This is a genomic window from Micromonospora sp. NPDC005710, assembly GCF_040630995.1.
Taxonomy (GTDB): Bacteria; Actinomycetota; Actinomycetes; order Mycobacteriales; family Micromonosporaceae; genus Micromonospora.
This window is the reverse complement of the sequence record NZ_JBEXYP010000011.1, coordinates 192600-217382: the sequence shown is the minus strand read 5'-3', so window position 1 is coordinate 217382 and position 24783 is coordinate 192600. Positions and strand designations below refer to the sequence as shown.

At 70.8% G+C, this 24783-nt stretch carries 28 protein-coding genes; 21 read left to right on the top strand and 7 right to left on the bottom strand.

The features are described from left to right. Positions 1 to 88 precede the first annotated feature (88 nt). Positions 89 to 295 carry a DUF397 domain-containing protein gene (locus tag ABZ406_RS17595; RefSeq protein WP_357762286.1) on the bottom strand — a complete coding sequence of 69 codons (207 nt, stop codon included), beginning with the start codon at positions 293 to 295 and terminating at the stop codon, positions 89 to 91. Continuing rightward, on the bottom strand, positions 292 to 1053 hold the full coding sequence (locus ABZ406_RS17590) for a helix-turn-helix transcriptional regulator (RefSeq protein ID WP_357762283.1): 762 nt from the start codon (positions 1051 to 1053) through the stop codon (positions 292 to 294). Before ABZ406_RS17590 ends, ABZ406_RS17595 begins: the two co-directional genes overlap by 4 nt. A gap of 474 nt (positions 1054 to 1527) precedes the next feature. Between ABZ406_RS17590 and ABZ406_RS17585 the strand changes: the two genes are divergently transcribed. The 12 genes from ABZ406_RS17585 (at position 1528) to ABZ406_RS17530 (ending at position 13577) form a co-directional block, all read left to right on the top strand. Beyond that, positions 1528 to 2280, top strand: coding sequence for a flavin reductase family protein (locus ABZ406_RS17585; RefSeq protein ID WP_357762328.1), 753 nt, complete (start codon positions 1528 to 1530; stop codon positions 2278 to 2280). Positions 2281 to 2456: 176 nt separating this feature from the next. Continuing rightward, positions 2457 to 2822, top strand: coding sequence for a DUF485 domain-containing protein (locus ABZ406_RS17580; RefSeq protein ID WP_357762281.1), 366 nt, complete (start codon positions 2457 to 2459; stop codon positions 2820 to 2822). After that, positions 2800 to 4491 carry a cation acetate symporter gene (locus ABZ406_RS17575; RefSeq protein WP_357762278.1) on the top strand — a complete coding sequence of 564 codons (1692 nt, stop codon included), beginning with the start codon at positions 2800 to 2802 and terminating at the stop codon, positions 4489 to 4491. Before ABZ406_RS17580 ends, ABZ406_RS17575 begins: the two co-directional genes overlap by 23 nt. Positions 4492 to 4581: 90 nt before the next feature. Next, positions 4582 to 5559, top strand: a complete 978-nt coding sequence (locus ABZ406_RS17570) for an NAD-dependent epimerase/dehydratase family protein (RefSeq protein ID WP_357762275.1) — start codon at positions 4582 to 4584, stop codon at positions 5557 to 5559. 75 nt (positions 5560 to 5634) lie between these two features. Then, on the top strand, positions 5635 to 6861 hold the full coding sequence (locus tag ABZ406_RS17565) for an LCP family protein (protein WP_357762272.1): 1227 nt from the start codon (positions 5635 to 5637) through the stop codon (positions 6859 to 6861). Between the two features lie 237 nt (positions 6862 to 7098). Beyond that, the gene (locus ABZ406_RS17560) at positions 7099 to 8289 is read left to right on the top strand and encodes an LCP family protein (protein ID WP_357762269.1); all 1191 of its coding nucleotides are present in this window, start codon (positions 7099 to 7101) and stop codon (positions 8287 to 8289) included. 253 nt (positions 8290 to 8542) lie between these two features. Beyond that, the gene (locus tag ABZ406_RS17555; RefSeq protein WP_357762325.1) at positions 8543 to 9445 is read left to right on the top strand and encodes an LCP family protein; all 903 of its coding nucleotides are present in this window, start codon (positions 8543 to 8545) and stop codon (positions 9443 to 9445) included. Between the two features lie 58 nt (positions 9446 to 9503). Beyond that, positions 9504 to 9839, top strand: a complete 336-nt coding sequence (locus ABZ406_RS17550) for a rhodanese-like domain-containing protein (RefSeq protein WP_357762266.1) — start codon at positions 9504 to 9506, stop codon at positions 9837 to 9839. A gap of 10 nt (positions 9840 to 9849) precedes the next feature. After that, entirely contained in the window at positions 9850 to 10638 is a 789-nt protein-coding gene (locus ABZ406_RS17545) for a glycerophosphodiester phosphodiesterase family protein (protein WP_357762263.1), read from the top strand. A 55-nt stretch (positions 10639 to 10693) separates the two neighbouring features. Further along, on the top strand, positions 10694 to 12148 hold the full coding sequence (locus tag ABZ406_RS17540) for an ATP-binding protein (RefSeq protein ID WP_357762260.1): 1455 nt from the start codon (positions 10694 to 10696) through the stop codon (positions 12146 to 12148). 61 nt (positions 12149 to 12209) lie between these two features. After that, positions 12210 to 12629 carry an ATP-binding protein gene (locus ABZ406_RS17535; RefSeq protein WP_357762322.1) on the top strand — a complete coding sequence of 140 codons (420 nt, stop codon included), beginning with the start codon at positions 12210 to 12212 and terminating at the stop codon, positions 12627 to 12629. Positions 12630 to 12689: 60 nt separating this feature from the next. After that, complete coding sequence (locus tag ABZ406_RS17530; RefSeq protein ID WP_357762257.1) at positions 12690 to 13577, top strand: DUF5926 family protein; 888 nt, start codon at positions 12690 to 12692, stop codon at positions 13575 to 13577. 67 nt (positions 13578 to 13644) lie between these two features. Here ABZ406_RS17530 and ABZ406_RS17525 read toward each other — a convergent pair whose 3' ends face one another. After that, positions 13645 to 14862, bottom strand: coding sequence for an arginine deiminase (locus ABZ406_RS17525; protein ID WP_357762254.1), 1218 nt, complete (start codon positions 14860 to 14862; stop codon positions 13645 to 13647). Positions 14863 to 15025: 163 nt separating this feature from the next. On the opposite strand from ABZ406_RS17525, the gene ABZ406_RS17520 reads away from it, so the two are divergent. From ABZ406_RS17520 to pheA, 5 genes are all read left to right on the top strand, one after another. Then, complete coding sequence (locus tag ABZ406_RS17520; protein ID WP_357762251.1) at positions 15026 to 15763, top strand: hypothetical protein; 738 nt, start codon at positions 15026 to 15028, stop codon at positions 15761 to 15763. Between the two features lie 168 nt (positions 15764 to 15931). Beyond that, positions 15932 to 16390 (top strand): hypothetical protein, encoded by a 459-nt coding sequence (locus tag ABZ406_RS17515; protein WP_357762248.1) that lies wholly within the window; start codon positions 15932 to 15934, stop codon positions 16388 to 16390. Between the two features lie 74 nt (positions 16391 to 16464). Further along, the gene (locus ABZ406_RS17510) at positions 16465 to 16854 is read left to right on the top strand and encodes an ACT domain-containing protein (RefSeq protein WP_357762245.1); all 390 of its coding nucleotides are present in this window, start codon (positions 16465 to 16467) and stop codon (positions 16852 to 16854) included. A 228-nt stretch (positions 16855 to 17082) separates the two neighbouring features. After that, on the top strand, positions 17083 to 17562 hold the full coding sequence (locus tag ABZ406_RS17505) for a hypothetical protein (RefSeq protein ID WP_357762319.1): 480 nt from the start codon (positions 17083 to 17085) through the stop codon (positions 17560 to 17562). 10 nt (positions 17563 to 17572) lie between these two features. Further along, positions 17573 to 18529: a prephenate dehydratase gene (gene pheA, locus ABZ406_RS17500; RefSeq protein ID WP_357762242.1), complete on the top strand. Its 957-nt coding sequence runs from the start codon at positions 17573 to 17575 to the stop codon at positions 18527 to 18529. 51 nt (positions 18530 to 18580) lie between these two features. Here the strand turns inward: pheA and ABZ406_RS17495 are convergent, their stop codons facing one another. From ABZ406_RS17495 to ABZ406_RS17485, 3 genes are all read right to left on the bottom strand, one after another. Then, the gene (locus ABZ406_RS17495; RefSeq protein WP_357762239.1) at positions 18581 to 19306 is read right to left on the bottom strand and encodes an AIM24 family protein; all 726 of its coding nucleotides are present in this window, start codon (positions 19304 to 19306) and stop codon (positions 18581 to 18583) included. 127 nt (positions 19307 to 19433) lie between these two features. Beyond that, positions 19434 to 19781, bottom strand: coding sequence for a metallopeptidase family protein (locus tag ABZ406_RS17490; RefSeq protein ID WP_357762317.1), 348 nt, complete (start codon positions 19779 to 19781; stop codon positions 19434 to 19436). 149 nt (positions 19782 to 19930) lie between these two features. Continuing rightward, positions 19931 to 20362 carry an OsmC family protein gene (locus ABZ406_RS17485; RefSeq protein WP_357762236.1) on the bottom strand — a complete coding sequence of 144 codons (432 nt, stop codon included), beginning with the start codon at positions 20360 to 20362 and terminating at the stop codon, positions 19931 to 19933. 131 nt (positions 20363 to 20493) lie between these two features. Here ABZ406_RS17485 and ABZ406_RS17480 point away from each other — a divergent pair, with 131 nt between their 5' ends. From ABZ406_RS17480 to ABZ406_RS17470, 3 genes are all read left to right on the top strand, one after another. Next, positions 20494 to 21231, top strand: coding sequence for a hypothetical protein (locus tag ABZ406_RS17480; RefSeq protein ID WP_357762233.1), 738 nt, complete (start codon positions 20494 to 20496; stop codon positions 21229 to 21231). 424 nt (positions 21232 to 21655) lie between these two features. Further along, entirely contained in the window at positions 21656 to 22477 is an 822-nt protein-coding gene (locus tag ABZ406_RS17475) for an HAD hydrolase family protein (protein ID WP_357762231.1), read from the top strand. Next, positions 22477 to 23289 (top strand): HAD family hydrolase, encoded by an 813-nt coding sequence (locus tag ABZ406_RS17470; protein ID WP_357762228.1) that lies wholly within the window; start codon positions 22477 to 22479, stop codon positions 23287 to 23289. Before ABZ406_RS17475 ends, ABZ406_RS17470 begins: the two co-directional genes overlap by 1 nt. Before the next feature lie 2 nt (positions 23290 to 23291). On the opposite strand, the gene ABZ406_RS17465 is transcribed toward ABZ406_RS17470, so the two are convergent. Beyond that, positions 23292 to 23894 carry a bacterial proteasome activator family protein gene (locus tag ABZ406_RS17465; protein ID WP_357762225.1) on the bottom strand — a complete coding sequence of 201 codons (603 nt, stop codon included), beginning with the start codon at positions 23892 to 23894 and terminating at the stop codon, positions 23292 to 23294. A gap of 84 nt (positions 23895 to 23978) precedes the next feature. Here ABZ406_RS17465 and ABZ406_RS17460 point away from each other — a divergent pair, with 84 nt between their 5' ends. Further along, positions 23979 to 24776: an alpha/beta hydrolase gene (locus tag ABZ406_RS17460; protein ID WP_357762221.1), complete on the top strand. Its 798-nt coding sequence runs from the start codon at positions 23979 to 23981 to the stop codon at positions 24774 to 24776. Positions 24777 to 24783: the final 7 nt, after the last annotated feature.

Here is a 24783-nt window from a genome sequence, read left to right as displayed (position 1 = left end):
ACCGCCACAGCCTCAACCGTTACCGGGTCCGCTACGCGGACCCGACCCGGTGTGTCACCCAACCCGGCCAACGTTTGTGGTCACGGCACTAGCCGACGCGTCGGCCGGAATCCTGAGCGGCGTCGGCGACGAAGCCGCGCCAGGCGGCCGGAGCGAAGGTGAGGACGGGCCCGGACCGGTCCTTGCTGTCCCGGACCAGGACGACACCGGGCACGTTGTCCGCCACCTCGACACAGGCGCCGCCCGTGTCGCCGGACCTGGTCGACGTCCGCCAGCGGGGTTGAGGAACGGTCATGGCGTCACCTTCAGCTTCCGGATCAGATCCAGCGAGGCGCTTGTGGACAGCGATTCGCCGAGCAGGCTATCCCATTTCCGACCAATCAGACGCACGACCTCCGGGTCATCGATGACGTGTCCACGAGCCACGTCCTCGACGTAGGTAACCCGTTCACCGTCGGGCAGTTCAGCGAGCAGGAAGCCACCGGTCAACCCGACGTGGGCTCCGGCGTCGAGCGGCACGACGTGAAGCCTGACGCTCGGCATGACGGCGAGTTCCATCAGCCGGCCGAGCTGAGCGTCCAGCACCGCTGGCCCGCCGACCGGGCGGCGTAGAGCCATCTCGTCCAGCACGAAGACGCATTGCGGCGACTCTGCCCGCTGCCACAACTGCTGTCGATCCATCCGGACCGTGACCAGTTCGTCCACCACTTTGACCGGATTCAGGCCACCAGCGGATATGACGGCGCGGGCATAGTCCTCGGTTTGCAGAAGCCCCGGAATCAGGCACGGCTCGAATTCGCAGAGCCGGATCGCCTGCTCCTCATGGTTGCGCCATGGAACGAACCACGTCGGCAGTCGCTGCTGATCGGCGGCCCGCAACAGCTCGGCGAGGAGGCCGCCGGTGGCGAGGGCCTCGTCCGCCGCGACAGCGAATTCCATTGTCGGTCGGCGTCGGCCCGTCTCGATGGCCGCGACAGTGGAAGGGCTCCACCTCGTGAGCGTGGCCAGGGCATCCTCCCCTGTCCGCGTCCTTCCGTCCAGGGTGGAGAGCACGCGGCCCGGCCGGTGGAGGCGACGTCCCGGCGACCGGGTCCTGCGTGCGGGCCGCCCCGGTCATCCCCCGATCGGGGCGGCCCTCGTCGACTGGGAGGAGATCAGCCATGTTCGGGATCGTCCGGGGCAGGAACGGGGCGCGGTGGTCGTACCGGAGAAGGAAGGTTGCCGCGCCGGCGGCCGTGCCGGGCGCGGAGTCATCGCCGGGCGTGCCGGCTCGGCCGCCTGCGTGGGCGGTCGGGCCGACGGTGGCTCTGCCGCGACCCGGCCGGGCCGGTTGGTTGACCCCGGCGCAGACCTGGCGGGCAAACGGTGGCCGATGGTGACGGCCTTGATGACGGTGCGGCATCAATATGACTCACCGACATCACCGTTGTTCGGGAATTGCCTTCCGCCGATCGGACCGCGCCGAAGCCGGGCGACTCCACCGCCCCGGACGGCCGGAGGGCCACGGTGAGCCGACCGCACCTGCCGATGCGACCGCTGTGGCGGTGTCGGGGCTGCGGCGCGCCGTGGCCGTGCCAGCCGGCGCGGATGGCGCTGCTCGCCGAGTACCGGGACGACCGGGTGGGGCTGCTGGTCTACCTGGCCACGCTGATGGCGGAGGCCGGCGATCAACTCACCCGCCTCAACGGTCGCCCCGCCGACCTGCACGAGCGCTTCCTGGGTTGGGCGCGGAGCCGAGGCGGCACAATGTTTCACGTGAATCATGAGCCGGGTGCCGAGATCCACCACACCGATCCGTTCGCGGTGCCGACCGGGCAGCGGTCGCCGGTACGCCGGCTGCGTGGTCGCCTCGCCGCACCGGTGACCCTCTGGACGGCGCCCGGTCCGGCCGGGCTGACCGTGTCGTCCACCCTGGTCGCCGAGGGGGAGCCGGACCGGCTGCTCGGGCTGATCGACGCGGAGTCCGATCTCTGGGCGGCCGTCGAGGAGTCGGGTCGCTTCGCCGTCACGCCGCTCGGCCCGCCACACCGCCAACTCGCCGACCGGTTCGCCGGTCTCTTCCCCGCCCCGGGCGGGCTCTTCGCCACCGGCGCGTGGATAGAGACGCCCTACGGGCCGGTCCCGGCTGACGCCGGCGGCTGGGCCGGGTGCCGGCTGGACACCACCCGAGAGTACGGCTGGGGCCTCCTGGTCGAGGCCACCATCGAGGCCGTCGACCTGACCGAGGAGGCCGCTCCGCTGCTGCACTACCGCGGTCGCTACCACGAGCTTCCGGGCTGAGCGGACGCCGCACCCGGAGACGACCGATCACCGCAGTGACCTGAGTCACTTGGCGCAGCCAGCCAACCGCTCGGCGCACTCGCCGACCGGCGTCGATCTCGGCCTTCCCTGTCGGGGAGTGCGCTCTCTACGGTGCGCGAAACTCCTCTGACGCCTGTGAAGGTGGTGATCCACAGATGTCCACGGACACACCCGCTCCGGCCGCTTCCCAGTCGGACAAGTACCTGGCCGTACAACGGTCGGACGAGTTCGCCGGGCTGCGGCGTTCGCTGCGCGGCTTCGTCTTCCCGATGACCATCGCGTTCTTCCTGTGGTATGCGCTCTACGTCATTCTCTCCGCGTACGCCCGGGACTTCATGGGCACGAAGCTGTTCGGCAGCAACATCAACGTCGCGCTGGTCTTCGGCCTGCTCCAGTTCGTCTCCACGTTCCTGATCGCCTGGCTCTACGCCCGGTACGCGGACCGGAAGATCGACCCCATTGCGGACCGGATCCGCGCCGAGATCGGGGAGGTGACCCATGAGCAAGGTCCTCGCGGTTGAGACGTTCCTCGCGGCTGAAGCGGGCAATCACACCGCCCGCAACCTGACCATCACGCTCTTCCTGGTCTTCGTGGCGGTGACCCTGGGCATCACCATCTGGGCCAGCCGGCAGACCAAGACGGCCACCGACTTCTACGCGGGCGGCCGGTCCTTCACCGGGTTCCAGAACGGCATGGCGATCGGTGGCGACTACATGTCGGCCGCCTCGTTCCTCGGCATCGCCGGCATCATCGCGCTGTACGGCTACGACGGCTTCCTCTACTCGATCGGCTTCCTGGTCGCCTGGCTGGTGGCCCTGCTGCTGGTCGCCGAGCTGCTGCGGAACTCGGGCCGGTACACGATGGCTGACGTGCTCGCCTTCCGGATGCGTCAGCGTCCGGTGCGGACCGCCGCCGCCGTCTCCACCATCACCGTGTCGATCTTCTATCTGCTCGCGCAGATGGTGGGTGCCGGCGCGCTCGTCGCGCTGCTGCTCGGCATCAAGCCGGGGACGACCTTCCTCGGCATGGACGCGTCCACTGCGAAGATCGCCACCATCATCATGGTCGGCGCTCTCATGATCATCTACGTCACAGTGGGCGGCATGAAGGGCACCACCTACGTGCAGATCGTCAAGGCGTTCCTGCTCATGGGCGGCGCGCTGCTGATGACCATCCTGGTGCTGGCGAAGTTCAACTTCAACCTGTCGGAGCTGCTCGGTCAGGCGGCCGCAGCCTCCGGCAAGGGCAGCGCATTCCTCGAACCCGGGCTGCGGTACGGCGTCGAAGTCGCCGGCAACTCGACACAGACCTTCTACAACAAGGTCGACCTGCTGTCGCTGGGCATCGCCCTGGTGCTCGGCACCGCCGGTCTGCCGCACATCCTGATCCGCTTCTACACGGTGCCGACCGCGAAGGCGGCCCGCAAGAGCGTGCTCTGGGCCATCGGCATCATCGGCACCTTCTACCTGCTCACCCTGGCCCTCGGCTTCGGTGCGGCGGCGCTCGTCGGCAGCAAGGCGATCACGGCACAGGACAAGGCCGGCAACACCGCCGCGCCGCAGCTCGCCGAAGCGCTCGGCATCGACTTCTTCGGCGGCGAACTCGGCGGGGCAGCCCTGCTGGCGATCATCGCAGCGGTCGCCTTCGCCACCATCCTCGCCGTCGTCGCCGGGTTGACACTCGCCTCGTCGTCCAGCCTCGCGCACGACTTCTACGCGAACGTGCTGAAGAAGGGTGAGGCGTCGGAGCGGCAGGAGGTACGGGTCGCCCGGATCTCCGCCCTGGCGATCGGCGCGGTCTCGATCGCCCTGTCGATCTTCGCGCAGAACCTCAACGTGGCGTTCCTCGTGGCACTGGCCTTCGCGGTCGCCGCCTCGGGCAACCTGCCGGCGATCCTCTACAGCCTCTTCTGGCGGCGGTTCAACACGTCCGGCGCGGTGTGGGCGATCTACGGCGGGCTGCTCTCAGCCGTACTGCTGGTGTTCTTCTCGCCAGTGGTCTCCGGTGCGGCGACCTCGATGTTCCCGGACCACGACTGGCAGTGGTTCCCGCTGTCCAACCCGGGCATCCTGTCCATCCCGTTCGGTTTCCTCTGCGGATGGATCGGCACCGTCATCTCCAAGGAGCACGACGAGGACAAGTACGCGGAGTTGGAGGTGCGCGCCCTCACCGGCGCCGGCGCCCACTGACGCGCCACCTCTGCAGAGGGGTCCCCTGTTGACGCGCGACGCCAACAGGGGACCCCTTCCGCACATTCGGCTGTCGGTAGGCTGCGCGGTATGAAGGTTGCTGAGCGCTTTGGGTCCGGTCACCGCGTCCTCGTCACCGGCGGAGCTGGCTTCGTCCCGTCGCACCTGGTCGACGCCCTGGTCGCCCGGGGTTGCACCGTGGTGGCGTTGGACAACTTCGTGACCGGCTCCAAGGAGAACGTCGCCCACCTGCTGGACCGGCCGACCTTCACCCTCGTCGAGGCGGACATCTCCGAGGGCCTGCCGACCCACCACCCGGCGCTGGCCGAGCGGTTCGACGCGATCCTGCACATGGCCTCGCCGGCCAGCCCCACCGACTTCGCCCTCCTGCCCGTGGAGATCCTCCGGGTCGGCTCGGTGGGCACCCTGCACCTGCTGGAGCGCGCGACCGCCGACGGCGCCCGGTTCCTGATGGCCTCCACCTCCGAGGCGTACGGGGACCCGAAGGAGCACCCGCAGCGGGAGACCTACTGGGGCAACGTCAACCCGATCGGCGTGCGCAGCGTCTACGACGAGGCCAAGCGCTTCTCCGAGGCCGCGACGATGGCGTACCACCGTTACCGCGGGCTCGACGCGGCGATCGTCCGGATCTTCAACACGTACGGCCCGCGGATGCGCCCGGACGACGGTCGCGCCATCCCCACCTTCATCTCCCAGGCCCTGCGCGGCGAGCCGATCACCGTGCACGGCACCGGCAACCAGACCCGGTCCATCTGCTTCGTCGAGGACCTGGTGCGCGGCATCCTGCTGCTGCTCGACTCGACCGAGACGGGCCCGGTCAACTGCGGCACCGAGCACGAGCTGACCATGCGGCAACTCGCCGAGTTGATCGTGTCGCTCTCCGACAGCACCTCGAAGGTGACCTATGTCACCCGCAGCTCGGACGACCCGGAGATGCGTCGGCCGGATCTCACGCTCGCCCGTGAACTGCTCGGATACGAGCCGTCGGTAGCGCCCGAAGACGGCCTGGGACGCACCATCGAGTACTTCCGGGCGCGGCTAGGGTAACCAGTTCTTCGCGTAGACCTGCCGCTGAATGTCGCCTGAAGGCGGCGCTGGCTCTCGCTACGTACCCTGAGTTACATGTCCGCGACCTCGTCTGCCGGCGTTCCGCATCCGTACCTGCACCGCAGCGCCGGGCGCGCCTCGGTGCCTGGCCCCGACCGGGGCGCCTCCGGGCGCGCTCGTCCGACCGAGGCACGCTTCTACCCGTCGTACGACGAGGAGGAGCCCCGCTCCGGCGGCCCGACGGGGCCCGGCGGGCCCGGCGGCCCGGCTGGCGGTGGTGAGCCGGGCCGGCGCGGCCCGCGACCGCGCTGGGGTCGGATCGCCCTGGTGGGCGGGGTCGCGGTGCTGGTGCTGGCGCTGCTCGGCGGCGTCGGCGCCTGGCTGTACGCCCGCAACCTCAACAGTGACCTGGCCCGCACCGACCCGTTCGCGGAGATCACCGGTGGCCGGCCGGCGAAGACCGTCGACGGCGCGCTGAACATCCTCATGGTCGGCAGCGACTCACGAGACCCGGACGCGCCTGTCGACAGCAAGAGCCAGTGGCGGGCCGACACGATCATCGTCATGCACATCCCGGCCGACCACCAGGAGGCGTACCTGGTCTCCATCCCCCGGGACCTGTACGTGCCGATCCCGGAGAGCGCCGGCGCGGACTGCGGCTCCGGTTCGCGCGCGAAGATCAACGCGGCGTTCGCGTTCGGTGGGCTGCCGCTGGCGGTACGCACCGTGGAGTGCTTCACCGACGTGCGGATCGACCACGTGATGGCGATCGACTTCGGCGGTTTCAAGGAGGTCACCGACGCCCTCGGCGGGGTGGACCTGAAGGTGGAGCGCACCATCACCTCGATCCACAAGCCGTACCGGACGTTCACCAAGGGCACCAACCACATGGACGGCGCGGAGGCGCTGGACTGGATCCGGCAGCGCAAGCAGTTCCCGGACGGGGACTTCGCCCGGATGCGGCACCAGCAGGAGTTCCTCCGGGCGCTGATGGACAAGGCGGCCAGCACCGGCACCCTGGCGAACCCGAAGAAGCTCAACGACTTCCTCCAGTCGGTGACCGCGGCCGTAACCGTCGACCAGACTTTCTCGGTTACAGACATGGCGCTGCAATTCCGTAACCTGCGGGGCCAGAACCTCACATTTGTGACAAGTCCGAACTCGGGCAGCGACACCATCAACGGAGAGTCGGTGGTCGTGTCGGACCGGGAGAAGGCGCTCGCGATGTACGAGGCCATGTCCGCGGACACTATGGCCGACTGGGTCAAGGCGAACCCGCCGAAGAGCAACGACGGCGGCTGACCCCGGCCCGGCCGGCACCAGCCGTTCGGGTCATCGAGCGGCGACGATCGACTGAATCTGTCAAATTCGACGTCCGGATTGACCCGGGATGAACTCGCCAAGTCGAATTGATGTACGTACAGTGGGGCCGCCCCCTCCTGATCACGAGCTGGAGCACGAATGCCGGTTCAGGCCAGTCGTCGCCCTTCTTCCTCCGGGTCCGCCGCCCCCAGCGGTCGAGTCGCTGCGGCCATACCCGTGCAGGCGCGTCCCTCGGGCGGTGGGCCAGGCGCCCGCCCGCCCGTCAGCGGCGGTGGTGGCGGTGGCGACCGCCCGGGTGGCGGTGGGTCGAAGAAGCGGACCAAGCGCAAGGACCCGCTCTGGGCCAGGCTGACAGTGGTCTTCGGTGCCGTGCTGATGCTGAGCAGCGGGGTGGCCATCGTCGGCAGCAAGGCGCTGATCGGGCAGGCGACCGGTGGCATCGCGAAGGGCAACCTGCTGGGTGACGCCGGCAAGTCCGACGCCGAGGGCGGTGCGAGCCTGGACGGCCCGATCGACATGCTGCTGCTCGGTGTGGACGCGCGCGAGCGCTGGGCCGCCGACGACGTCCGGTCGGACAGCATCATCGTCCTGCACATCCCGGCCACGCACGACCAGGCGTACCTGATCTCGATCCCCCGGGACACCGAGGCGCAGATCCCGGCGTTCAAGAAGAGCGGCTACGGCGGTGGCTCCGGCAAGATCAATGCCGCGTTCCAGGCCGGTGCCGCGAACGGCGGCGGCTGGGAGGGTGGCGCCCAGCTGATGGCCCAGACGATCAAGCAGCTCACCGGCATCAGCTTCGACGGCGCGGCGATCATCAACTTCGGTGGCTTCAAGAACGTCATCGACACCCTGGGCACGGTGCGGATCTGCGTCACCCAGGAGGTCAAGTCGCTGCACATGTCGTACGTCGACGGCAAGCCGATGTGGAACGCGGACGCCAAGAAGACAGGCAAGCAGCGGACCCCGGTGGTGCACAAGAAGGGCTGCCAGGAGATGGAGGGTTGGGCGGCGCTCGACTACTCCCGCCAGCGCAAGACCCTCAAGAACGGCGACTACGACCGGCAGGCCAACCAGCAGCAGCTGATCAAGGCGATGGCCAAGAAAGCCACCGAGGGCGGGATGTTGTCCAACCCGGCCAAGATGAACAACCTGATCAAGGCAGCCGGCAAGGCGTTCGTGCTGGACACCGGCGGCGTGCCGATCGAGGACTTCATCTTCACCATGCGTGGGGTCACCGGCAACGAGCTGACCATGCTCAAGACCAACAACGGCACCTTCCACGCCAACAACAACAACACCGAGGGCCTGAACGAAGAGACGATGACCATGTTCCGGGCCGTCAAGCAGGACAAACTCGCCGAGTTCGTCTTCACTCACCCCGAGGTGATCTCCACCCGCAAGTAGCGGCCGCCCCGCAATCGGGGCCGGTGGTAGCCGAAAGCCAGCGACGACCTCGTCGCCGCCCGTAGCCTGACGTGAGCAGGTTTCACGTATCGGCTGCGGGGAGGCGGACACGTCCAGGTGGGGACGGAACGCAGCGGGCCGGGCCGGAGTGGCCCCGCCCGCCCGGTCACCGCGCACCCGAGGGCCGCGCATCCTGCTCGGCGTCGGCCTGGCCCTCGTCCTGCTGGCCGGGCTCGCCGCGACCGGGCTCAAGATGCTCAGCCACCGGTACGACCGCACGGTGACCAAGGAGCAACTACTCGCCCCCGACGCCCGCACCGACCGCACCGACCTGGACGGGCCGCTCAACTACCTCCTGGTCGGCTCCGACCGACGCCCCGGCGACAGCGGCCCGGACCAACGCTCGGACACCATCCTCATCGTGCACGTCCCCGCCGGGCAGCGGGAGGCGTACCTGGTCTCCATCCCGCGGGACCTGCTGGTCGCCATCCCGCCCGCTAACGGCTTCGGCGGCGGCCAAGACAAGATCAATGCGGCGTACGAGCACGGCGGCGGCGGGCAGGCCGGCGCCCAACTGCTCTCCGCCACCCTGAACCGACTCACCGGAATCCGGTTCGACGGTGCCGCGCTCATCGACTTCTCCGGCTTCCGGAAGGTCATCGACCTGCTCGGCGGGGTGCAGATGTGCGTGGACACCGAGGTCCGCTCGATCCACACCAACCGGCTCTTCCCGATCGGCTGCCACCAGATGGACGGGGCGCAGGCGCTCGACTACGTCCGACAGCGATACGACCTGCCCGGCGGTGACTACGACCGGCAGCACCACCAACAGCAGTTGCTCCGGGCGATGCTGGACAGCGCCGGCAGGGCGGACCTGCGAAGCAACCCCGTCAAACTGGACCAGGTGCTCCGGGCGGTCGGCGGCTCGTTGACAGTCGACACCAACGGCGTACCCCTGGAGGACCTGCTCCTCGCGCTGCGCGCGCTGCCGCCCGACGGGATGCGCGGTGTCCAGGTGCCCTCCTCGCCGCAAACCATCGACGAGGTCTCGTACGTGGTGTTGGACAACGGGGGCGACGGGCTCTTCGAGGCGCTTCGCGGAACGCGGGTACCGGCCTGGGCGCAGGCCAACCCGCACTGGGTGACCCGGTTGTGACAGTGCCGACGGCCCGGTAGGTGGGGAACCGGGCCACAAGGATCTAGTGTTGCTTCCTGTGTTCGGACCCCAGGTTCCCACAGTGCCCGTGACCGAGATCGCCGACGAGACCTACCTGCTGGACGTGCGGGAGGACGACGAGTGGGCGGCCGGCCACGCGCCCGCCGCCCACCACCTGCCGATGATGGAACTACCGGCACGGCTGGCCGAGGTGCCCACCGACCGGGAGGTGGCTGTCATCTGCCGTTCCGGCGGGCGCTCCGCCCAGGTCGTCGCCTACCTGATGAACAACGGCTGGGGGCAGGTGCGCAACGCCGACGGCGGAATGCGCCAGTGGGCTGCGGTCGGCCGACCGGTGGTCGACGCGAACGGGCAGCCCGGCCAGGTCATCTGAGGCCGGCGCAATGGGCGGGCCACTGGTCTTCGCGCACCGCGGCGCCTCGTTCGACCTACCCGAGCACACCCTCGCCGCGTACCTGCGCGCCCTCGACGAGGGTGCCGACGGCCTGGAGTGCGACGTCCGGCTCACCCGGGACGGGCACCTGGTCTGCGTGCACGACCGACGACTCGACCGCACCAGCAACGGTCGCGGTCTGGTCAGCGCGCGGACGCTCGCCGAGCTGGACGCCCTGGACTTCGGCTCGTGGCACCCGGGCAGCGCGCCGAACGGTGACCTGCCGCCGGACGAGTCGCACACCCGGCTGCTGACGCTGGCCCGGCTCCTGGACGCGGTACTCGCCGCCGGGCGGCCGGTCCGGCTGCTGGTGGAGACGAAGCACCCGTCCCGCTACGGCTCGAACGTGGAACGGCGACTCGTCAGCCTGCTACGCCGGTACGGGCTGGCCGACCCCGCACCGGACGACCCGGTGCAGGTGACTGTCATGTCGTTCTCCCCGCTGGCGGTCCGTCGGGTGCGCGAGCTGGCCCCGACGCTGCCAACCGTGCTGTTGCTCGAGGTGCTGCCGCCTTGGCTGCGACTGGGCCGGCTGCCGTTCGGCACCCGGATCGCCGGGCCGGGCATCGGCCTGGTCCGGGCCCGCCCGCAGTTGCTGCCCGCACTGCGCGCGGCCGGCAACCAGGTGTACGTCTGGACGGTGAACGAGCCGACCGACCTGGAGCTGGTGCTGACCGCCGGGGTGGACGGGATCATCACCGACCGACCGGCGTACGCCCTCGCCCGACTGGACCGCTGACCCCGACCGCCGGGCGGGGGTGCCCAAAACCGGGCCGGCGGGGCAGACTCGGCACATGCCGGAGCGTATCGACTTCCCCGCTCTCCTCGCCGGCCACACCGTGGTGATCGAGATGATCAACTCGGGGGACGCGGGCCTACCGGTCCTCACCCAACTGCTCGGGGTGGCCCAGCCGGCACTCGGCGCGACCGGGATGGCGTTCGTCGAGTTCGGTCCGACAGGTGGTCGCGTGATCGCCGCGACCGGCGTGGCGCAGTGGGCCCTCGGCCGACCGTTGGCGATCGACGACCCGGACACCGTCTGCCTGCTCTCCGGGCCACGGGTGCGTCAGGTGCGGGTCGGTGACCTCAACGGCAAGCTGGCCGGTGAACTGGCCGGCAGCGGGCTGCGCCGGATGGTGGTCTCCCGGGCCGAGATCGGCGGCCACACCGTCGGCAGCCTGCACGCCCTCTACCCCGGCGACGACGAGCCGGGCGCCGAGCAGCAGGGGGTGGTCGCCTACCTCGCGTCCTGCGTCGGGCACATGTACGGCGACCAGAGTGGCCTCCCGGTGCACGGCGACGGCCCGGTCGTGGCGGCCCTCGCCGACGGGCTCGCCGTCGTCGACCGGGACGGGCACGTCCGACTCTGGAACCCGGCCGCCGCCCAGGTCACCGGCCGGACCGTCGAACAGGCGCTGAGCCGCCCGCTGCCGCTTCCGCTTCCGCCCTCCGGGCAGGTCCGGGACCATCGGATGCCGGACGGCCGATGGCTGCGGATCACCTCCGGCGAACTGCCCGGGCCGGGCGCGCTACGGGTGGTCACCTTCCGCGACATCACCGACCAGCAGCGCCGCGACCACGACCGGGAACTGTTCGTCGCGGTGACCAGCCACGAGCTGCGCACCCCGGTCACCGTCATCAAGGGGTACGCGGACACCCTCACCGACCACTGGGAGTCGCTCACCGACGTCGACCGACGGCAGGCGGCCCGGGTGATCGGGCAACGCGCCAACGAACTGGCCCGGCTGGTCGACCGTCTGCTCAGCTCGGCGGCCGAGGTCGGGCCGGGCGACGACCCGCCCACCCCGTTCGACCTCGGTGAGGCACTGCGCTCCGCCGTCGTGGACCTGCCCGCCGAGCTGCGCCGCCGGCTGGTGCTCCGGCTCCCGATCGACCTGCCCAAGGCGCTCGGTCACCGGCCCAGCCTGGCCACTGTGCTCACCGAGTTGACGACGAACGCCGGGAAGTACTCGGCACCCGGTGCACCCATCGAGATCACCGCGTCGGGCGACGGCCACCTGGTGGCGTTCCGCGTCAGCGACCAGGGCATCGGCATCCGACCCGAGCACGTGGAACGGGCGTTCGACAGGTTCTGGCAGGGCGAGTCCGGCGACCGACGCGGCTACCCGGGCGCCGGGCTCGGCCTCTATCTCGTCCGCCGGATCGTTGAACAGCAAAATGGATGGGTATCCCTACGTCCGAGGACCGGCGGCGGTACGGTCGCAGAAGTGCGGCTACCACGCGGTTGACAAGGGTGGGCGCGACGTGGAGGCGACGGTGGCAGCGGCAGCTAGGGATCGAGCCTGGTGCGTGGTGGTTCCCCACCACCCCGGCGGCGCACGGCTGGCCCGGCACCGGCTCGCCGCCGAACTGGCGGACGTCGTACCCCCGACGCTCCTCGCGGACCTGATCGCGGTGCTCGCGGAACTGGTGGGCAACGCGGTGCGGCACGCCCGGCCGCTTCCCGGCGGCGTGATCCGGGTCGCCTGGCGGCTGCGGCGCTCGGCCGACAGCGCACGGATCCAACTTCGAGTCACCGACGGCGGCAGCGCGGGCACCGGGCCGAAGCTCCGGATCGCCGAGCTGGACGCCGCAGACGGGCGCGGCCTGCACATCGTGGCCGGGCTCGCCACCCGGTGGGGCGTCGAGCAGGACGGCATGGGCCAACGTGTCTGGGCGGAGTTCGACAGGGTGTCGGCACCCCGACCGGACCTGCTGCCGGTCGGCTGACAACCGGCTCGGGCGGGTCCCGGCCACGTCGTACCGCCCTGGGCTCTAGGCTGTGACGCCGTGAGCAAGCGTCGAAAGAGCCAGCGCACCGCCGCCGACACCACCCCCCGCCGCGACAAGGTGCGGGACGTCTTCGTGCCGCGTCCGTTCGACGGGCTGGTCGACGAATCCGAGTGGATCGCGCTTCGCGAGTTGGTGCCCGCCGCCTCCGCCCCGCTGCGGCTGGCCCCCGCCCTGGTCGAGGAGTTCGGTGACCGGGCGGCGACACTCGCCACAGTGCTGCCGATGGCCGCCCCGGCGATCACCAAGCCCGACGGTCGGGTGCTCATCGGCCTCCAGCGCCACCAGCAGTCCGGCGACGTCTCCCGGGACCTGGCCGACGCGTTGCTCAGCGCGCTGCGGACCGAGCCCGGTGGCCAGGTCGCCGTGGCGCCGCTGCCCGGCCCCGGCCCCCGGCTGCAGGACATCCTCGTGGACGGTCCACTGGACATCACCATGCACGACGGATTCGACTTCTGGCTCGACCCCGGGGCCGCCGACGATCCGACCGTCCAGGCGTCGCTGGAGCGGGCGAACGCCGCCATCTACCCGACGGTGCGGATGACCGCGGCGAAGGCCGCCTACTGGTGTCAGGTCCCGGAGAAGGCCCACGTGCGCTGGGTCCTGCCGGAGGACGAGGACGCCGCCCTGGACGCGCTGGCCCGCCTCGGCGCGGCCGGCACGCTGACGCTCGGCGAGCAGACCAAGTTCGCCGGCATGTTCCGCGCGCACGGTCGACTCGTACCGGTCTGGGACCTGCCCGAGGAGACCCCGGCGGCCGAGTGGGAGGAACCGGTCGCGCAGTTCGCCAAGCGCTACGCGGAGGCGCTGACCGTCGCCGACCCACTCGACGCCGCCGGCCGCCGGGCCCGCCAGGGGCTGCTGGGCCGCCAGCTCACCCTGCGCTGAGCCGGGCGGTCACCCCTGTTCCGGCCGGGCGGCGGTCGTTCCTGTTCGGCCGGACGGTCGTTTCGTCTCAGCCGGCTACCGGTAGCGGGTCCCGGCTGATCGGGCAGGACATGCAGCGCGGTCCGCCTCGCCCGGAGCCCAGCTCTGAGCCGGCGATCGGGATCACCTCGATGCCGGCCCGCTCCAGTTGGGCGTTGGTAGCGGTGTTGCGCTCGTACCCGACGCAGAGCCGGGGGGCCAGGGCGAGGGTGTTGTTGCCGTCGTCCCACTGCTCGCGTTCCGCGGTGACCGGGTCAAGCCCGGTGTCGATGACCCGGAGCAGGTCGAGGTCCATCGCATCGGCGGCGGCCCGCAGGAACGGCGCCGGCCCGTCCACCCGCGGGTCCTCACCGTCCGCGCCGGCGATCACCGTGTACGCGGACAGCGTGCTGGCGATGTTCGGGTACATCAGCACGGCGTCCACGTCGACCATCGTGCACACGGTGTCCAGGTGCATGGTGGCGCGCTCCTGGGCGATCGGCACCACCAGGATCGTGTGGGCCAGGCCGGCGGCGAAGACCTGTCGGCCGAGGCGCTCGGCGCCGGCCGGGGTCGTCCGCTCGCCCACCCCGACCGCCAGCACCCCGGGTGCGAGCAGCAGCACGTCCCCACCTTCCAGGTGCTCCAGGCTGGGGCGGTAGACGAACTCGGTGCCGGCGAACCGGGGGTGGTGACGGTAGATGGCGTCGGTCAGGGTGGTCTCGCGACGGCGGGCCGGCATGGCCAGGCTCGTGACACCGACCCGGTCGCCGATCCACAGCGACGAGTCGCGGGTGAACAGCAGGTTCGGCAACGGATCGATGACGAAGTCGTGACGGTCCATCAGTGTGTAGACCAGCCCACCCGGTCGCTCCGAGCTGATCCGCAGCTCCTCGTGGGCCAGCCCGGCGGTGAGCACGTCAGCCAGGGCGGCCGGGTCCAGGTAGGAGAGGTGGTCCGCGACCCGGGCCCGCAGGGTGTCACCGAGCCGGCGGGAGCGCAGCACCTGCTCGGTGAGTTCGGCGCGGGCATCCGCGACGGCAAGCGTCTCGGCCAGCAGGGTGGCCAGGTAGAGCACCTCGACGCCGCGCTCGCGCAGGGCGGCGGCGAACGCGTCGTGCTCCTCCTGTGCGCGCCCCACCCAGGGGATCGCGTCGAACAGGAGCGAGTCGTTGTTGCGGGGGGTGAGCCGGGCCAGTTCGGGGCCGGGGCGGTGCAGCAGTACGGTGCCGAGCCGCCCGACTTCGCTGTCGACGTAGTGGGTCACCCCCGCAGCGTAGGGCAGGGTTTAGCGGCATCCGAGAAAAGAACTGTGGATGAATATGGCATTCATCCACAGTCACTCCGGCGCTCCGGCTTGCCGAACACCGGTAGTGGCAACGTAGGGTAGTGAGGACATAACTTCGAGGGACCTTTTGCCGGAGGTCGCGATGACTGTCTTTCCCGCACGACGAGCCGTACCGTCCGCCCGGGCACTGCCGCCCGTCGCGGTGCCACACCCCCGCGTCGAGGCGCCGGGGGTTCTGGAACCGGTCCGTCCGACACCACTCGAATGGGCCCGCCGCCGTCGAGCCGAGCGGGGTGCACGCCGCCTCGAGGCGGCCGGCGCCCGGGCATTGGGCCAACTCGACCATCTCGGGCCGGCCTGGCACGTGATCGAGTGGCCGCGCACCGACGTGACGGACGTCCTCGACAGCGGTCAGGACGACCGGGCCGGGTTTCTCGCCATCGGGCCGAGCGGCCTCTTCGCCGTGACCATCGCCGACCACGGCCGAGCCAGGGTGCTCGTCGCCGGGGACGTGGTGCAGATCAACGGCAAGCGGCCCCCGTACGTGGCCGAGTCCCGCCGAGACGCCAAGAGGGCCAGCAAGGCCCTCTCCGAGGCGGTGGGGCTGCCGGTTCCGGTGACGCCGGTGCTGACCTTCGTCGGCTCCGGCGTGATCAGCGTCTACGGCCTTCCGAAGGACTGTCTGATGGCCACCCACCGCGAACTCGACCGGCTGCTCGTGGCCGGTGGCAGCCGGATCAGCCCGGCCACCGCCGAGAAGCTTTCCCGGGTCGCGCAGCACCCCGGCACCTGGCTGAACGGCACGTACCGTCCAACGGCCGACTACCGGTGGTACGACGAGGGCCGAACGGCCGCTGACAAGCCGGCCCACCGCCGGTAACGTCACCGGCGACGCCACGCGGCTCCGGTCCCCCCGTTCACCTCACCGGTCTCCGCGCCGTCACCGGTCGCCACGGTTCACGCTGCGCGCCCGGTGACCCGGTGCGCTCGGTGATACCGTCGGCGACCCGCTAGCGTGGACAGTCGATCGGTGCACATAGGAGGCGCGGTGGCCCACGTCGAACTTTCGCTCTCGGAAGCGTTCGTGCCGGCGGTGCGAGCCTCGACAGAGCCGGAGTCCGACAACGTCGGCCAATGGTCGTCGACAGTCTCCCGGGCCGACGAGCCGTGTCTGCTGATCGACGCCGACACCCGGGTGGTGGCGATTTCCACTGCCGGCTGCGAACTGCTCTGTCTCGGTGAGCCGGACGGGCTGATCGGGCGACCGCTGCTCGACGGCGGGCTCCGCCTGCTGGACTTCACCGCCAATCGGGGCGAGCTGACCGAAGCCGAGATCGACAAGATCCCCCCGCTGTTGGCCCTCTCCTCCGGCCGGCTCGCCCGTGGACTACTCCGGGTGCAGGCCGCCACCCTGAACAGCTCCGACGCGACAGTCGACGCGATCTCCACTCCGGTGCTCACCGACGGCACAGTTGCCGGCTCGCTCACCTTCTTCTCCGAGGTCTGACCTGCGGCGGGTGTGTCCTTCACCGCACGCGGCGTTGCCGGGGTGGCCCCACGCCGAGGCCGTAGGGTGCCCTCATGCTGGACATCGCAGTGCTACCTGGGGAATACGCTGTGTGCCGGTTGCCTGCCGGCACCACCCTCCCGTACGCGCTGTCGAGCGGGCTGCGCGGAGCGGACGTGGTGACGGTGAGCTGGACCTCCGACGGGATCTCCGTGATCTGCCCGACCGACCGGGCGCCGACGCAGGCCGTACTGGAGACGACCTGGCGCTGCCTCCGGGTCACCGACCCGGCGGCGCTGACCGCCGCCGGCAGCCTGGCCGCACTCGTGGACCCGCTCGCCGAGGCCCGGGTCAGCGCCGTCACCTTCTCCACGTTCGACACCGACTACCTGCTGGTGCCGACAGTCCGGCTGGCCGAGGGCACGGCCGCGCTCCAGCGCGCCGGGCACCGTGTCACCGGCTGACCTTCACCTGACCGGCCGCTCGCCCTACGATGGGCTCGGCCACCCCGGCCGCGACGAATTCTCCGATGTCCCGAGGATCGGCCCGTGCCGTTCACCCCACCCCGCCCCGCGCCCCTCCCACCGCGGGCGACGGTCCACACCCCACCGGCCGTGCCCGGCCGGGCATCCGGACACCGACCCGCGCGGGCCGTCACCCGGCTCCTGCCGGTCGCGCTCGCGGTCAGCGCGCTGGCCGGCTGTGGCGCCCCTCCCGGGCTGGGGGAGCCGACAAGCGTGCCCACCCACAGCGCGACACCGGCCACGCCCGGCCCGAGCACCGCGCCGCCGACCCCGCCGGCCACCGCACCCACCCTCGGCACCGCCACGCCCACCTCCACCCCGGACGCCGGGCTGGTGGCGACCCCCTGCCGCAACGGGCCGACCGGGCAGCGGGTGCTGCAACTGTTGCGGGGCCGGGCCGGAGTGCTACCGGCGAACGTCCGGGTCCAGGTCCGCACCGGGCCGCTCTGTGCCGCCGACTGGCAGTTCACAGTGCTGGCGGTGACCGGGCACGAAGAACTCCAGGTGGTCACCCGGGGCACACCTGGCGCCCTGGTGCTGGTCACCGCCGGCACTGACGTCTGCACCATCGAGGTACGCGCCACCAGCCCAGCCGGGATCCGCACCCTCGCCTGCGAGGACGGCCCGGCCAACGGGCCGGGTGCGTAGGCTGATCGGCATGCCGGGAACACCGCCGACACGTTTCGTCTTCCTCGGGCCGGAGGGCACCTTCTCCGAGCAGGCCCTGCGTTCCATACCCGCCGCCGAACGCGGCACCCGAACGCCCGCCCGCAGCGTCGGGGAGGCGCTTGACAACGTCCGCGCCGGCGACGCCGACGCCGCGCTGGTGCCACTGGAAAACTCGATCGGCGGCGCGGTGGGCGTCACGCTCGACGAGATGGCCGAAGGTGAGCCGTTGGTGATCACCCGCGAGGTGATCCTGTCGGTGGAGTTCGTGCTCGCCGCGCGACAGGGCACCCCGCTGACCTCGATCCGCGCCGTGGCGGCCCACCCGCAGGCGTCCACCCAGTGCCGGAGCTGGCTGCGCGACCACCTGCCCGACGCCGTGGTGGTCGACGTGCTCTCCAACGGCGCGGCTGCCGCCGGTGCCGGCACGGGTGAGTACGACGCGGCGATCTGCGCACCGATCGGAGCCTCCCGGCACCGACTCGCCATCCTCGCCGACAAGATCGCCGATCACCCGGACGCGGTGACCCGGTTCGCGCTGGTGTCCCGACCCGGGCCGCCGCCCCCGCCGACCGGGGACGACCTCACCTCGCTCGCTGTCACGATCGCCCACGACCGGGTCGGCGCACTGCTGTCAGTGCTGATGGAACTGGCCGTCCGGGGAGTCAACCTGACCCGGATCGAGTCCCGTCCGACCGGCGAGGCGTTGGGCCGCTACGTCTTCTTCCTGGACTGCACCGGCCACGTGGCCGACGTACGCCTGGGCGAGGCGTTGCAGGGGCTCCATCGGGTCTGCGCCGACGTCCGCTTCCTGGGCTCGTACCCCCGGCACCGCTGGGCCGAGGCATCTGGCGAGCGACCGGTACCCGCACCGGCGGGCCTCTCCGACGTCGACTACGCCGACGCTGCGGCCTGGCTGGCCCGCCTACGGACCGGTGAGTTGACCTGACCGCGACGGGGGCGCCCCCACAAACCGAGAGCGCCCCCCGCACCACGTCGACTAGCTCAGCAGACCGCCGAGCAGGCCGCCCTCCTGCTGCTGCTGCTGGCCGCTGCCCTGGACCGGCGGCTCCTCGGACGGCTGCACCACCACGAAGCCCTGACCGGCGAAGCTCATGGTGAACGACTCACCGGTGCGACGACCGAGCAGCGTGCCGAGGCCCAACTGCTCCGCCCTGTGGTAGCCGGTCTGGAGGTTCGCCGACCAGCAGACCGCGGCCTGCGGGTCGACGTACGTCGGGGCGTCCACGTTGAGCACCACCGGGGTGCCCTTGGTGGTGATGGCGATCCGCCCGTAGCCGCTGAACACACAGTTGAAAAGGCCGGACGAGGACGCCATTCCGGCGCCGCCGACCATCCTGATGTCGTACTGAAGGGTCGAGTCGAAGGCGAGCACGCTGCTGCCGTTGATGGAGAGCGCGTCCCCCGGCTCCAGGTCGATGATGTGCACGTCCTTGGCCAACTCGGCGAGGAAGACGTCACCCTGGCCGGTGACCTTCATCAACGGGACGCCCTCGCCGGTGAGCTTCTGCTTGAGGAACTTGCCGAGCCCACCCGAGCCCAACGCCTGGAACTGCACATTGCCCTGATAGGCGACCATCGACCCGACCCGGGCCATCGCCTCGCCGTTGAGCTCGATCTTCAACATCTTGGAGTTCTGCAACCGCATGCCGGGCTGCGCGGACTCCTTCTCCAGATTTTCCGCGGAGAACAGCTCGCTGCGCATTAAAGGGCCTCCTGAGTAGTGTCGCGTTCGCTGCACCGACGGTAGGCGACCTCGGCAAGCACCGACCATCGACCAGGCGGCGCGGCGCAGCACGCGTGTGGCGCCGGCGAGCGTCGAGTGGCGGGGGTCAGCCCCAGCCGAGCGCGTGCAACCGTGCGTCGTCGATGCCGAAGTGGTGGGCGATCTCGTGCACCACAGTCACCGCCACCTCGTCGATGACGTCCTCGTCGTTGTCACAGATCCGCAGGATCGGACGGCGATAGATGAAGATCCGGTCGGGCAGCACGCCGGAGTAGCCCCAACCGCGCTCGGTGAGCGCATGCCCCTCGTAGAGGCCGAGCAGGTCGACCTCACCCGGCGGCGAGTCATCCTCTACCAGGATCACCACGTTGTTCATCAGGCCGAGCAGTTCTTCGGGCACCTCGTCGAGGGCTTCGCCAACCAACTCCTCGAAGCGCTCACGGCTCATCTCCACCGGCACCTCGCCCATTGTGCCCGACGCGGCGGCACGCGGCCCCCTCCTGCGTGACGACAGCAGGCATCATCCGCACATACACGAAAGAAGCGACCACCCGGGACCGGGCGGAGGCTCCTTCCGTGGACGTACGGGTTGGGTCCGCTCGCTCAGGCGGCCAGGCGGGCGTTGAGGGTGATCTCGGCACCCGGCGAGAGCAGGCGGGAGATCGGGCAGTTGGCCTTGGCTGCCTCGGCGAGCTTCTGGAACTCCGCGTCGTCGATCCCCGGAACCTCGCCGACCGTCTCCAGGTCGATGCGGGTCACCGTCATGCCGGCGTCGGTCTTGTCCAGGTGCACCTTGGCGGTGGTCTCGACCGAGGTGGCGGTGGAGCCCGCGTCGGCGAGCGCCTTGGAGAACGCCATCGAGAAGCAGCCGGCGTGCGCGGCGGCGATCAGCTCCTCGGGGTTGGTGCCCTCACCCTCCTCGAAGCGCGACTTGAAGGAGTAGTTGCCGGACAGGCCGCCCTTGCCGGTGCGGACGGTGCCCGCGCCCTCGGTGAGGTTGCCCTGCCATTGTGCTGAAGCGGTACGGATTGGCATGAGGCAAACGCTAGCGGAAACGCGACCGGGGAGCGACAGACCGGCGTGCTCGCCAGCCCTGCGATCCCCGTCACCGCCAGGTTGCTGTGCCATGATGCGACCCAGGTCCGTGACCGGCGGAAGGGTGGCCGATGTCCGAGGAGCTTCCAATCCCGCGGCAGGGCGACCGATCCGAAGCCCCGGCCGTGATCGAGTGGGGCACCGACCCGGCTCCGCGACGCCGGTTCGGTTGGTCCCTGGCCGACCTCACACAGGACCCCCGCCTGCCCCTGCTCCTGGCCGGTCTGGGCGCGGTGGCCGCAGTCGCCTCGCTGGTCGGCGAATGGCTGGTGATGAACCTGCCGAACGGCGGGCCCGAGGGCAACGAGACGATCGAGGTGCCCGCCGGGGTGTCCGAGGTCGGTGGCTTCGGGGTCGGTTACCTGGTCGGACTTCTCGCCCTCGTGTGCACCGTGGCGCTGGCGTTGCGCGGCACAGCGGCCGTACGGCCGAACGCCCGACTGGCCGGTCTCACAGTGGCCGGCGCCCTGCTGGCGCTGCTGGTGGCCGCCACGGCCAGCCTCGACAACCCCGGGCAGCGAAACTTCTTCTACGCACCGCAGGACGGCTTCGAGGTCGAGTACGGCCGCGGTCTGGTGATGGCGTTCGCCGCCTGTGTGCTGTTCGCGCTCGCCCTGCGCCTGTCGCCCGCCGCACCCCTCGGCGCGTTCGCCGGGCCCTCCGACGACGACCACCCCGCCGACGGGCCAACACCGCGCCCGTGGCGCCGCCGCCGAGCCCCCGACCCGATCGAGGGCGGCCTCCCAGCTCCAGCCGACCTGACGGTCACCTCCGCCGCCCCCTTCACCCGCCCCGACCCCAAGCCCTAACCCCTCAACCCCACTCCTGCCCCGGCCGTCCCGGCCGTCCCGGCCGTCCCGCCCTCGCCCGGCCCGGCGCGTCCCGGCGCGGCCCGGCACGTCGATCATGCAGTTGTGGTGGTGAACATAAGTCGTGTAAGCGGATGAACCGGCCACCACAACTCCATGATCGACGCGGGAGGCGGGTCGGGGTTGCGGGAGGCGGGTCGGGGTTGCGGGAGGCGGGTCGGGGTTGCGGGAGGCGGGAGAGGCCAGCCGTTGGGCGGGGGCGGGGTCGGGGGACATCTTGTGGGTGCCTTGGGTTGGTGCCCGATTCGCCTGGAAGCCATGGATGCGACCCGTTCCGCGAGGTACGGTTGCTGCCCGCCGTCACGCCGGGGCCTCGGTTTCCTTGGCCGTGGCAGGTGCGACGGCGGCGGGCGAAGGAGGAACGATGACCCGCCCGGGACTGCCCAAGTTGATCGCGACCGACCTCGACGGGACGCTGGTCCGCAGCGATGACACCGTCTCCGCGTACACCCATGGGGTGCTCGACCGGGTGCGCGCCGCCGGGATTCCGGTGGTGGGCGCGACCGGACGCGGCCCTCGGTTGACCGAGTTGACCCGCAACGACATCCGCGCCGCTGATTTCCTGGTGATGGCCGGCGGTGGCCGGGTGGTCGACCAGAGCGACCCGAGCGGCCCGGTGGTGCTCCGCGACGAGCGGTTGCCCGCCGAGGTGCTGGCTCGGCTCCTCGCCGACCTTGAGGGTGAGGTCGGCCCGCTGACGGTGATGGTCGAGGCGTCCGACGAGCACGACGCCCCGCTGTGGGGTGACTACCACGAGAGCTGGCCCTACCAGGACCGCTTCGAGGCGCGTACGCGCGACGAGTGCCTCGCCTGCGACGTGATCAAGGCATTCGCCCGGACCGCCGACCACCACGTGGACGAACTGTTGGCGGTAGCCCGCCGGATCGTGCCGCCGCAGGTCGCCACGCTCACCCAGGCCGGGCTCGGCTTCATCGAGATCTGCCCGCCGGGCGTCGACAAGGCGACCGGGCTGACGGTGGTGGCGCAGACCCTCGGGGTCGACCCGGCCGATGTGCTGGTCTTCGGTGACATGCCCAACGATCTGCCGATGTTCGAGTGGGCCGGCTGGTCGCGGGTGGCGGTGGCGAACGCGCACCCCGCGCTGCGTGCCGTCGCCGACGAGGTGACCTTGCGCAATGACGACGACGGGGTTGCGGTGTACCTGGACCGGCTACTGTCCCGGTAATGGGAGACACACCCCGCCTGATCGCCACCGACATCGACGGCACGCTGATCCGCGACGACCACACTGTCAGCCCACGCACCGCCGACCTGCTCGCGCGGATCTCCGCGCGGGGCACGCCCGTCGTTCTGGTCACCGGCCGTCCGGTCCGCTGGCTCAAGATGGTGTACGACCAGCTCGCCAAGCCGTTGCCGGCGGTCTGCGCCAACGGCGCGGTCGTCTACGACCCGTTCGAGGACGTGGTGGTGCGGGCCGACCCGCTGGCACCGCACCACCTGGCCGAGGTGGCCCGGAGGCTACGGGCCGAGGTGCCGGGGATCAGCTTCGCGGTGGAGATCCTGGACAGCCGTGAGATGCGACACGAGGCGCACTACCCACTGCGCTGGGACGCCGACGCCGCCGGCATCCGGCCGGTCGAAACGCCTGAGGAGTTGCTGTCGGCGCCTGCGGTGAAGCTTCTCGCCCGGGCCGGCGAGCAGGACCCGGATGCCTTCGCCGAGCTGATCGCCACGGCGGTGGCGGGCCTGGCCGAGGCCACCCACTCGTCGTCCTCGGGGCTGGTGGAGATCTCCGCGAGCGGTGTGACGAAGGCGGCGGGGCTGGCGTGGTACTGCGACCAGGTCGGGGTGGCGGCGGAGGACGTGCTGGCCTTCGGCGACATGCCGAACGACGTCCCGATGCTGACCTGGGCGGGGCGCGGCGTGGCGGTGGCGAACGCGCACCGCGCCGTCCTGGCGGTCGCCGACGACGTGACGACGGCGAACACCGAGGATGGCGTGGCGGCGTACCTGGAGAAGGTCTTCGGGGTGGACTGAGGTCAGAGGTACTGGCCGGTGTTGTGACCCTCGCCGCCGCCCGGCTGGCCGATGCCCGGCATTCCGGGGACGACCCCTCCCGGGCCGCTGGGCAGGGCCTGCCGACCGCCGCGCATCTGCTCCAACTGCATTCGGGCGGCCATCTGCTGGGCGACCAGGGCCGCCTGGATGCCGTGGAACAGGCCCTCCAGCCAGCCGACGAGCTGGGCGTGCGCGATCCGCAGCTCGCCCTCGCTGGGGGCCTTGTCCTCGGTGAAGGGCAGCGAGATGCGCTCCAGTTCGTCGCGTAGCTCGGGGGCGAGGCCGTCCTTGAGCTCGACGATCGACCGCTCGTGGATCTCCCGCATCCGGTTGCGACTGGCGTCGTCGAGGGGTGCGGCCTTCACCTCCTCCAGCAACTGCTTGATCATGCTGCCGATCCGCATCACCTTGGCCGGCTGTTCGACCAGGCGGGTCGGGTCCTCCCCCTGGCCCTCGTCGGTCTGCATCGTGCCGATCGGCACGCCGTCCGGGCCGACCACCACAACGGTGCCGGAGTGGCCGGAGTCGTCGGGGCCGGGCTCGTCGTTCTGTCCAGCGGAGCGCGCTTCGGTCATGGGGTCCATCTTTACCCAGCGGGTGCGAGCCTCGCCGGCCGGGACCGACTCCCGGGGCCGAACCACCCGGGCGGGGCGCGCTACCGTCGCGCCATGCCTGTCGACCCGCGCGCCGTGTTGACCCGGCCCGCACCGGAGCCGGACCTGACGGTGGCGTACGGGGACGACCCGGATCAGGTGGCCGATCTGCGCCTCCCGGCGGGAACCGGGCCGGTCCGGCCGCTTGTCGTCGTGCTACACGGCGGGTTCTGGCGGGCGGAGTACGACAGGGGGCACACCGGGCCAATGGCCGCAGCCCTCGCCGCTGCCGGCTACCCGGTGGCGCAGTTGGAGTACCGCCGCACCGGGCAGCCCGGTGGGGGTTGGCCGGGCACCCTCACCGACGTGCTCGCCGGGGTGGCGGCGCTGCCAGTGCTGGCGGCGGAGGCGATGCCCGGGCGGGTGAGCCCGGCCGCGCCGGTCCTGGTCGGGCACTCCGCCGGCGGGCATTTGGCGTTGTACGTGGCGGCCACCGCCCCGGCGACGGTCGGCGGGGTGCTCGCGCTGGCACCGGTGGCCGACCTGGTCGAGGCGTACCGGCGGAACCTGGACTCGGGGGCAGTGGCCGCGCTGCTCGGCGGCGGCCCGGCGCAGGTTCCGGATCGGTACGCGGCAGCGGATCCACGAATGTTGGTACCGATACCGACACGGACAGTAGTTGTTCATGGTTCTGACGATCTTCAGGTTCCGGCGGAGATGAGCCGGGATTTTGTCGCGGCAGCGAGTGCCGCAGGATCCGAAATTTCCCTTGTCGACCTGCCTGGATGCGAGCATTTCGGGCTGATCGACCCGGAGTCATCCGCCTGGCCTCAGGTTCTTGCCGCATTGCGGTCCTTGCACAATGATCACTAGGCATTGA